6 protein-coding genes and 4 pseudogenes are annotated in these 10,621 nt (G+C 37.6%); 7 read left to right on the top strand and 3 right to left on the bottom strand.

Features of this window, described 5'->3' with window-relative positions:
- Window positions 1-433 precede the first annotated feature (433 nt).
- Window positions 434-1,365: pseudogene (locus MT391_RS19990) on the bottom strand (IS110 family RNA-guided transposase).
- 386 nt (window positions 1,366-1,751) lie between these two features.
- Between MT391_RS19990 and MT391_RS19985 the strand changes: the two are divergent.
- The 5 genes from MT391_RS19985 (at window position 1,752) to MT391_RS19965 (ending at window position 5,997) form a co-directional block, all read left to right on the top strand.
- A complete protein-coding gene (locus MT391_RS19985) occupies window positions 1,752-2,069 on the top strand; it encodes a helix-turn-helix domain-containing protein (protein WP_051369305.1) in 318 nt (105 codons plus the stop codon).
- Complete coding sequence (locus MT391_RS19980) at window positions 2,054-2,365, top strand: HipA N-terminal domain-containing protein (RefSeq protein ID WP_028870464.1); 312 nt, start codon at window positions 2,054-2,056, stop codon at window positions 2,363-2,365. The genes MT391_RS19985 and MT391_RS19980 overlap by 16 nt, the downstream gene beginning before the upstream one ends.
- Before the next feature lie 46 nt (window positions 2,366-2,411).
- Window positions 2,412-3,443, top strand: a complete 1,032-nt coding sequence (locus MT391_RS19975; RefSeq protein ID WP_028870463.1) for a type II toxin-antitoxin system HipA family toxin — start codon at window positions 2,412-2,414, stop codon at window positions 3,441-3,443.
- Window positions 3,444-3,861: 418 nt separating this feature from the next.
- Window positions 3,862-5,001, top strand: a complete 1,140-nt coding sequence (locus MT391_RS19970) for an RNA-guided endonuclease InsQ/TnpB family protein (RefSeq protein WP_028870462.1) — start codon at window positions 3,862-3,864, stop codon at window positions 4,999-5,001.
- A gap of 96 nt (window positions 5,002-5,097) precedes the next feature.
- Window positions 5,098-5,997, top strand: a complete 900-nt coding sequence (locus tag MT391_RS19965) for an IS1595 family transposase (RefSeq protein ID WP_051369304.1) — start codon at window positions 5,098-5,100, stop codon at window positions 5,995-5,997.
- Between the two features lie 162 nt (window positions 5,998-6,159).
- On the opposite strand, the gene MT391_RS19960 is transcribed toward MT391_RS19965, so the two are convergent.
- Window positions 6,160-7,539, bottom strand: coding sequence for a Fic family protein (locus tag MT391_RS19960; protein WP_499499792.1), 1,380 nt, complete (start codon window positions 7,537-7,539; stop codon window positions 6,160-6,162).
- Window positions 7,540-7,768: 229 nt separating this feature from the next.
- Between MT391_RS19960 and MT391_RS19955 the strand changes: the two are divergent.
- A pseudogene (locus MT391_RS19955) lies at window positions 7,769-9,526 on the top strand (pyruvate formate lyase family protein); the annotation flags it as partial.
- 62 nt (window positions 9,527-9,588) lie between these two features.
- Here MT391_RS19955 and MT391_RS19950 read toward each other — a convergent pair.
- Window positions 9,589-9,749, bottom strand: a pseudogene (locus MT391_RS19950) (type II toxin-antitoxin system TacA family antitoxin); the annotation flags it as partial.
- Window positions 9,750-9,975: 226 nt separating this feature from the next.
- Between MT391_RS19950 and MT391_RS19945 the strand changes: the two are divergent.
- Window positions 9,976-10,205: pseudogene (locus tag MT391_RS19945) on the top strand (IS66 family transposase); the annotation flags it as partial.
- Between the last annotated feature and the right edge of the window lie 416 nt (window positions 10,206-10,621).

The following is a 10,621-nucleotide window of genomic DNA, read 5'->3' as shown; positions in this document are numbered from 1 at the left end:
AAAAATTTATTGTTGAAAACGCGAAGGTTTATTCCTGAAATGGGTGCGGAATGTCGGAAATATTAGAAATTGAACTTATTTATGTGAATTTAGGAATACATGAATGTATCTGAAGGTCACTTTGTTGTGGCTAAGTAATATTAGCCACAATTTTATAAGGTTTCTAAATTGCTATGGGGCATATATGGACGCCCCGTTTATTGCAAGTTTTGATGAGGGTAACAGTCTGCTGTCATATATCCGACGTCTTGGTAGGTTATCAATAACCTGCGCCATGATGTAATCCGAATCCTGTCTCCTAATCACAAAGTCGACATTTTAAATGCCAAGCCCCAAAGCAGGTTTTTACAGGAACGGTGGACCGTTTTTCATCAAGCATTGCAAACTTAAACTAGGGTGTAAACTTTTCTTACTTTATATTTTTATTGATCCATTATGCTGTTTTAAATGCACAACTCGCTTTAAATTCATCATTTGTAGTCACAATTGCCCAGGCAATACGCGTTAACTTATTCGCTAGGGCAACAATTGCTTTTGTTTTACCACTTCTTAATGCAAGCGCATTGAACCACCGACTTAATGCATCTGTTCGTTCAGGCGTATATTTAGAGACAGATCTTGCTCCATGAATGAGTAAAGCTCTGAGTTCGTTATTACCATTTTTGGTTATCTTTCCAAGTTTAGTCTTACCACCTGAACTAAACTGCCTAGGAACTAGACCGCACCATGCTGATAATTGCCTTCCATTCGAGAACTGTTTTCCTGAACCAACTTGGCTTAAAAATGCAGCTGTTACAATTGGTCCAAAACCGGGGATCGCTAGTAAAGCTTGATAACGTGGTTGTTGTTTGCAAAGCGCTTCAAGATCTAAAGATAATGACTTTATTTCATTGGTAAGAGTGTTAATTTCTGAAAGATGACACCATACTCACTAGCTAAACCTTTCAGTTGATTTGCAGCTGCTAATCGTTGCTCTACTCTTCGTTGCCTGATACACCTTATTGATTTGATATCTTGTAGTTCAATTGTTTTAGTTGGAACCCCATGAACACCGGGTCTAAATGCTGATTCACATATAGCTCGAGCATCATTAGCATCATTTTTTTGATGGCCTACGAATGGTTTAACATGTTGAGGAGGAATAAGTTTTATTTCAAATCCCATTTTAGCAAAGGTACGAGCCCAGTAGTTTGAACTACCACATGCCTCCATAGCGATTAATGTACCTTCAGGGAATTGACGTACAACATCTAAAAGGCGAGCTCTGGTTACTTTTTTATTGGAATGTATCTTGTTTTCGTCAGTAAGAACACAGACCTGAAAATAATGTTTTGCTAAATCAATACCAACCACTTTAATATTCATGCGATGCTCCTTTGGTAAAATGATATGCTTTAAGTATGTCGCATATAACGCCATTAGGGTGGGGCGTCCATCACATCACAAAGCGAGATAGGAAATATGGTTTATTTCACTCTAAATTAGTGGCCAAAATCACTTAGTCACAACAGTTCTAATTCAAACGCATAAGCATAAGAACAGAAGGAGAAAAACTCCAATTACCTTTCAAATTTAACCAATTTTAAAATGATCTCTAAAAAATTTCAAACATAAAGCAGATAATGATTATTCCAACCAAAAATGAAATAAAAATTTAGTATTCAATAAAAAACAATCTTATTTGAATCTTTTTATTTGAGTGATGTCATATTTAAGCTAATATTTAACTATATAATAATAAAAGGTCATTTATGAACACTGATTCAATGCTAAAAATTCGACATGAAATTGATGAACTACACAAGTCGCTTGTTGAAACAGTCGATGACTTAGAATCAAAAGCCACTAACCCAAGTGATGGTGTTGATCTCAATGACATGAATGAACTAGCAAAACTGATGAAATATAAACGAAAGGAAATTGGAATTTCAATGGAGGACTTGGAGCTTCAAACCAGCCTTTCATATTCAACACTCAAACGTATATTTTCTGACCCTTCGAGCGCCCGTTTTTCAAGCGTTATCATTGTGCTAAAAGAACTAGGGATAAACTCATGGGCAGAAAAGTAAATGTTTTTATGTTTGGCGTTCTGGCTGGGACACTCGAAGAAAAAGACGATAAATACGTTTTCACTTACGATGAAAACTACAAAGGCAAACCTCTATCGCTAAGTATTCCTACCTCTGCTCTCGTCCATGAAAGCAAAGAGTTGCACCCGTATTTCAAAAGCCTAACGCCTGAAGGCTGGCTAAAGAAAAGATATTCTGAAATACAAAGGATTGATGAAAGGGATACATTCGGATTTTTAATCGCAAATGGAACTGATCTCCTAGGCGCAATTACAGTCGAGTCGGTGCTCGAGTAGTTCGTAACTCAAGATATACATGACGCTAAATACTTAAGAGAAACCTATGAATTTAGATAGATGCCTAATTACGCTAGAGCCACTTAAAGGAAAAAAAGAGCTCGCTGAAGGATATACCAGAAAAGGAGTTAAATACCTGACAGGAAATACCAGGATAAACACTACACTACCTTTCACTAGAAGCAGATTTTTTGAAGTTGAGCCAATTAACCAAAAAGGCATGAGCATCTCTGGCTACCAACCAAAATTATCGCTGTGCATCATAAATGACCAGTTTGATATTGTAAAAAATAGTGCTACTTACATCCTAAAACCATCTCCAGAGCAATTCCCAATGCTTGCAGAGAATGAGCACGCAATAATGCTTGTAATGCAAAAGTTAGGGTTTGATGTACCCCCATTCGGTCTTGTGGCATTTTCAAAGGAGAAAGATGAAGATCCTGTAGAGTACGCTTTTATTATTAAACGCTATGACAGAGTGAGCGAGTTAGAAAAAATCCACCAAGAACAGCTAGACGGCTCTATGAACGTTGTTAACAAATATGGAAAAATCGACGATGTTTCAAAAGTGAGTTACGAACAAGCATGCAAATTTTTAATCAAGAATATTGACTCAAGCCTAAAGTTCAAACAAGACCTTTTTTTGCGGGTCGTTTACGCTTATGTGCTTGGGAACAATGACCTGCACTTGCGTAATTTTGGTATACTCGTGCCTAAAATTGCTCCTGATAGCTTAGCACCTGTTTATGACTATGTATCAACCATTCCATACTTCGAAGGCGATCCACTCGCTTTACCGCTGTTAGCGCTAGAGGAAAATGAAACAGATTTAGCGCCGGGCTTTAACACACAATATGGCACCTACATAGGGTATGACTTTATCTTATTTGCCAAGGCAATCGGTATTAGCGATAAAATGGCATTAAAACTACTCCATAATGTAACCAACAAGAATGCTTCCATCATTCTAGATACCATTAACGCTAGTTATATGAAAGATGAACACAAAGATAAAGTGAGCAGTTGTATAAACCTACGGTTAAAAGCTCTCAAAGAAACTGATTACCAACCTCTTTAGTAAGGCCAAAGTCACTTAGCTTCGCTAATATCAACATTCCAAGGCATTAAATCCGTAAGATCGCCCATAGGCTGACGTTTTGGTAACGCTGCAAATAGGGCTATGTTGTCTTTCGGTGTGGGTAAACTATACTTAATGTACTGAAACCTAATAACGGTAGGTGCAACATGGCTTCCAAGCAGTTTCAAAATATACTACATAACGTTACCAGTTTAGCGCGTAAAGCCCCGTCATTTATGTCGGGGATATAAGCGCGGATTGCGAAGCAATCTTGCTTTTGAAAATAATGTAAATTATTTTTGTATAGTATGATTAAACTCATTGGTGCACAAGGGTTTTCGTTAAGGAAACCCTATTGAAATTGATAAAAAATAAGCCTAACCTCAATCCAACTATTTAATTTTAGGATGAAGCTAACGTGGCACGTAAAGCATACAAATTCCGTTTCTACCCAACACCCGAGCAGGCTTTGCTTTTAGCAAAGTCTTTCGGGTGTAAACGGTTTGTGTGGAATAACACGTTAGCTTGGCGAAACAAAGCTTACAAAGACGACGGTGAAAGTATTTCACAATCACAAGCCGAGAAACGGCTTGTGATACTTAAAGAAGAATTTCCATTTCTGGAAGAAATCTCTAGCGTCTTGTTCCAACAAGCCCTGCGCGACCAAGCGCAAGGCTTTAAGAACTTCTTTGAGGGTCGTGCTCAGTACCCACAGTTTAAAAAGCGAAACCGCCGCCAGTCTTTTAGACTGACGAAAGCGGCGTTTCGCTTAAAAGAAGATGAGTTGTACATAGCGAAAAGCAAAGAGCCTTTGAATGTTGTGTGGTCAAGGGCGCTGCCAAGCGCCCCGACCTCTATCACAATTTCCAAAGATTGTGCTGGTCGCTATTTTGTCTCATTGCTTTGTGAGTTTGAACCCAAGTTTAAGCCCATCTCAGCGAAGCTGACGGGCTTTGACCTTGGGTTAACCCATTTGCTAATAGATAGCGATGGTAACAAGTATGACAATCCTAGGTACACATTAAAGTACCAAGTTAAATTAGCATACTTGCAACGCAAGTATGCTAAGAAGAAAAAAGGTTCAATGAACCGTGAAAAGTTCAGGCTTAAAATTGCCAGACTTCACGCTAAGATTGCAGATTGTCGTACCGACAATCTGCATCAACTATCGACACAATTAGTTAACGAAAACCAAGTCATTTGTGTAGAGAGTTTAGCTGTGAAGAACATGGTCAAGAATCGTAAGTTAGCCAAGCATATCGCCGACGCAAGCTGGGGCGAGTTCACTCGTCAGCTTGTGTACAAAGGCGATTGGCTTGGTCGTTCAGTGATTGAAATTGATCAGTGGTTGCCAAGCTCAAAAGCTTGCTCAACTACTGGCTGTGATTTTAATCATAAGAAGTTGCCATTAAATGCCCGTCATTGGACGTGCCCCGTTTGCGGGGCAGTCCATGACAGGGACGTAAATGCAGCGATCAATATTAAAGCGGCAGGGCTTGCCGTCTTAGCCTGTGGAGTGACTGGATCGGGGATAAGAAGAACACGCTCACGCGTGTAATTCTTGTCTAGTGAAAGCATGTTGAAGCAGGAACACTTGTTGGGTGACTAACAGGAATCCCCCTCCTTTTCTGAGCTTGCTCAGACACGAAGTGAGGTGGGGGAGGACGTCAAAAATCTAAACTACGCCCAGCTTAAAAAACTTCGCCATGAAGTCGAATCAAATATAGCTAGCAATCAGGTAGGTCAAGCTATTGCCGATCATGAAGAAACAATATCTCACTGTCTTCATTGTAATTCTCATCAATTAAATCGTTGGGGGATGACAAGGCAAGGAATTCAACGGTTTAAATGTAAATCATGCAACAAAACTTTTAATGCACTTGCTGATTCACCTCTTTATCGCATGAAAAAATCGGAGAAATGGATTGAGTACACGAAACTAATGTGGGAAGGAGTATCCTTGAGGAAGTCTGCTAAAGCCTTAGACATAACGCTTAGAACGTCATTTCGCTGGCGACATATGTTTATCAAAGCCCCTGCCAGCTTCAATCCATCAGAACTTACAGGAGTTATTGAAGCCGATGAAACATTCTTACCGGAATCTTTTAAAGGTAAGAGAGTTATTGACCGTAAATCACGCAAACGTGGTGGTGGACGAATCAAACAAGTCCCTATCTTTATTGCGCTTGATCGTAGTGGTGCTGTATCGCACAAGGTTTTAGAGCGCAATACAAAAGAAAATATTCAAGCCCAATTAAAACCGCTATTATCATCAGGCTCAGTGCTTTGTACGGATGGTAATTTATCATACAAAGGTATTGCGAAGGAACTAGATGTTGACCATAAGCGATTGATACCACTTGATAATCAACTAGTTATCGATGGTGTATACCATATTCAAACCTTGAATAATTACATGAAACGCTGGAAAGGTTGGTTGAAAAGGTTTAATGGCATTGGAACAGACTACGTTGAGAATTATTTAAGTTGGTTTAGATTTATGGAAGATAACGGTGAGTATTCAGATCAAACGTGGATAAAAGAGGCTTTATGATCTTAATTTTAAACTACAACATAGCCATTCAAGAAAGTGCTCAGCTAAAAAAATAATTAAATCAATTTCAGAAAATACTTAATCTTATAGGTGTTACTGTTTTTTTTGTGTTTACAAAAGTGTGTACATTAGTTGGGGTCGCAACATGCGATCTCAATCAATTTATGGTGTAAATCCACTATCATCAAGTTGTGATAATAGCTCATTTAATTTCTCTAGATGCTCAGGGTTATCATCAGAAAAAACTTTATACTTATCAATAAGTTTATTTAATTGCTTATTTGGAGACTGATGAAAATTAATGTTTCTCTGAATATCCTCTGATAATTTCCTGATACTGATCTCTATTAACTTTTTATCGTTTCCTTTCGGAAAGATATTAAATACAGGCTTTTCTTCAATAAGGTTTATATGGTAACGCAAGCTACGTCCACCAGATTGAGATGGAGTTAATATACCTTTTTGAACAAGATCTTTTAAATCACGCGTAGCTGTAGCTGATGAACAGTTAGTTATAGACTGGTATTTATCAGGGCTTATCCCACTTTCAATCAAACCTTTCTCGCCAAAATCAAAGAACTTACTAGTGATTTTTTTCTGACGTTTATTTAAGCTTGTATCTTTGTGATGATCCCAGAAGATAGATTTCTTTAAGATGAAATCAATTTTGTTTTTAGCATCAACTTGGGCATTTTTTGTTGTTTCAGAAAACCATTTTACCCAGTTGGTTAGATCTACAGATGGGTTAATACGAGAACTTTCGGCAAGCATTTTGTAATATTCATCTCTATTTTCATTAATTGTTGTAGATATACTAAATAAAGGTGGTATTTCAAAATCCTGAAATAGTGCATGTTCTGATATGGCACGAGCTATACGTCCATTGCCATCACCAAAAGGATGTATTGAGGTAAACCACATATGAGAAATTGCAGAGCGAACAGGGCCGGGAAGGAATGTGCTATTATCATTAAGTGGAGATGTTTCATTGTACCAATCAATAAACGCAGCCATTTCAATTTCAACTGTTTCACCTGGAGGTCCTTCGAAAACCACTTCTTCATAATCACCATTACCAGTAACAATATCTACTGGTCCATTACGATAATCGCCTACTTTAATATTTCTTCTAGCGCAATAATCCTCTTGTCCTGTTAAAAGTAGTTTATGCCAACTACAAACAATTTCTTTAGATAAATTATTGGTAAAATTGTTGCGAACATCAATAAGCAATGAAGCAATACCATTTTCTTTATGGAAGATACCTTTAGGTTGAGATAATTCTAGATCTAAATAACGAGCAACAGATGAACGCACTTCTTCACGATTTAAGTTTTCACCCTCAATTTCACTGGTATTAATTGCTTCTTCAACCATTAAGTAGATATAGGCTTCAGATTTATTATTTTGATCAAGTTGGGAAACTTGCCCCTGAAGATTAGAAGAAATTTTAGTATATTCACTTATGATCTTGTTAATACCATTAGATTGAAATGTAAATTTTGGCCAATTAGGATGTTGCCAGTTATATTTTAAGCTCATATTAGTTACCTTTTGTATTCTAATCATAATGACATTATTTTTGATTAGAATAAAGGGCTTATTCTAATCATTCCTGTATTCTAATCAATATAAGTATGTTTTTGATGAGAATAACCTCTCTATTCTCATCATTTTTATATTTACGATAAATTTTGAACGGCATTGCCAGTAATCCGCCTATTCCAATTTTCCAGCCAATAACCCACACTAAACTACAACATAGCCAAAAATTCTGAAAAAAGGTTATCGCGGTGTTATTGAAGAAGTAAAAAATGCAATGACAGCTGCTGACAAAACTTCTCCTGAGTATCTGAAACAACTACCTTTTTGGGAATCGATTCTTATCTCTTGTAATGCAGTTATAAAATATGCCAATAGGTATGCTGATTTAGCAAATGAAATGGCAGAAAAAGAAACAAATGCTGAGCGTAAAGAAGAGCTGCTCGCTATTGCTAAAAATTGTAAAAAAGTACCTGAACACGGTGCTTCAAACTTCTATGAAGCTTGTCAATCTTTTTGGTTTGTTCATATGGTTATCAGCATAGAATCAAATGGTCATTCAATATCACCAGCTAGATTTGACCAATATATGTACCCTTATTATAAGATGGATACTAAATTAAAAGATTTTGATATCAATAAAACTCAAGAATTAATTGATTGTATTTGGATAAAGTTTAACGACCTCAATAAAGTAAGAGATGCTATTTCCACAAGAGCTTTTGGGGGCTATCCTTTATTTCAAAATATAATTGTGGGTGGTCAGACTACAGATGGGAAAGATGCGACTAACGATCTTACATATATGTGTATTGATGCCGCGGCGCATATACGATTATCTGCCCCTTCTTTTTCAGTGAGAATATGGAATAAAACGCCGGATGAACTTCTTCTAAGAAGTTGCGAGCTTAGTAGCCTCGGAACGGGAATGCCTTCCTACTATAATGATGAAGTCATTATCCCTTCTCTTGTAAACAATGGGCTTACTCTAAAAGACGCCAGAGATTACGCAATAATTGGTTGTGTTGAACCTCAAGTCCTAGGAAAAACAGAGGGATGGCATGACTCTGCATTCTTTAACCTAGCAAGACTTCTTCAAATTGTTGTTGATAATGGTATGTCAAATGGTAAGCGAATAGGCCCTGAAACAGGAGAGTTTACTGAATTTTCTTCAATGGAAGAAATAATAGATGCTTATAGAAAACAAATGGAATTCTTCGTCTACCAACTTGTAAGTACTGATAATGCTATCGATCTAGCACATGCAGAAAGAGCGCCTTTACCTTTTTTATCTTGCATGGTTGACGACTGTATTTCTACAGGGAAATCGCTTCAAGAAGGTGGTGCACACTATAACTTCTCTGGTCCTCAAGGTGTTGGGGTTGCAAATGTAGGAGATGCTTTTGGAACGATCAAATATCTTGTCTTTGATACTAATCAACTTACGTTAAGAGACTTAAAAGAAGCACTTTCAACAAACTTTGGTGAAGATGCAAAAAATGAAGGTGATAAAAGAAAACATGAAGAAATAAGACTACTTATAAAAAATAAAACACCTAAATTCGGAAATGACATTGATGAAGTTGATGAATTAGCAAGAGTCGGTGCTTTGATTTATTGTGAAGAAGTAGAAAAATATACAAATCCTAGAGGAGGCAATTTTCATGCTGGGTTATACCCCGCTGCTATCAATGTATTATTGGGCGATCTTATCGGTCCGTCTTTAGATGGAAGAAAAGCTCGCGAATCATTAGCTGATGGGGTTTCTCCTTGTGCAGGGGCTGATACAAATGGCCCTACAGCAGCAGTCAATTCAGTTGCAAAATTAGATCATTATATTGCATCTAATGGGACTCTACTTAACCAAAAATTCTATCCAGGATCAATTAAAGGAACTAAAGGACTGCAAAATCTAAGCTCTTTATTGAGAGGGTATTTTGACCAAAAAGGACTACACATTCAGTTTAATGTTGTTGATAGAGAAGTCCTAATTACCGCACAAAAAAATCCTAATGAATACAGAGATTTGGTCATTCGTGTAGCAGGTTCTGTTAACCATAAATCATGGGTCATTGTTTTTCGTTGTTCTTCAGCTAAGCCTTCAGTAGCTATCTGCATGCATCGCTTAATGTGCGCCCTTGGCTTTCAGCCATTAATTGAGCTAAGCGTTTAGTTTCTTCATCAATCCTAAATTGTATGCGAGTATCCATAATAGTTACCTTAATTTTATTGTATACTCACAAATGTTAGTGCTGGTGTTGTGCGTAGGCAACTAACAGTTGGTTTTGTTCCTTCGTCGCTTATTTTAACCAACCACCTGTATCGAGTGTTGCGCCTTTAGCGGAGTCTCGGATCCCTGTATCACTTATCTGCGATTTATCTCCCCATCAAATTCAGATTGTTACCGCGATGTGTGTTTCACCCTAAGACGTAACAGAGCGAGCAGTCTACCCCTTTGTGATAGGGCGAAAGAACTGGTTATTTAGCCAAACGTATTTAGCCAAACGGCAAAGGGGGCCCATGCCAGTGCGACACTTTACAGTATAATTGAAACGGCCAAAGTCAATGATCTGATCCCATTTGATTGCGTGATTGCTTGCCTTGAAGAGTTATGCCAACCAGAGCCTGATATAGACAGCTTGTTACCATGGAATTTTAAAAAGTAGGTGTAGTTAGCTAGACGCTTCCGATAAACTAGCAAGTTACTCTGCAGCAAAAAAATAATTATTGCTAAGCGTAGGACGCTCAACTATTCAGTATGAAAATGACGGGTGGGAGTCCTCACATCAGACTAATCGGCAGCATGAAAGGCAAATGCGGAGGTTAAATTCCATTGGCAGGTCAACGTTTTTTAATTGCCATGCGTGGTGAATAACTTATTTCGACCTGGCGTCATTTGATGCAAGCGAAGTACTATCGTCTTTTCCGTTATCGAACATTTATAGAATTGAATAGGGTTAGTTGTGTCCAAAATTTAGCTTAAGGTGTATTTGATCGATATCACTCAGCTCAGGTCGATAAGTTAACAATACCTTTTTTAAGTCTAAGTAACATGGGTATATCATCAGATAGTGTTTTTATT

It is taken from the genome of Vibrio sp. 1-Bac 57 (assembly GCF_037546855.1).
Taxonomy (GTDB): Bacteria; Pseudomonadota; Gammaproteobacteria; order Enterobacterales; family Psychromonadaceae; genus Psychromonas.
This window is presented reverse-complemented; position numbering and strand designations above follow the sequence as displayed.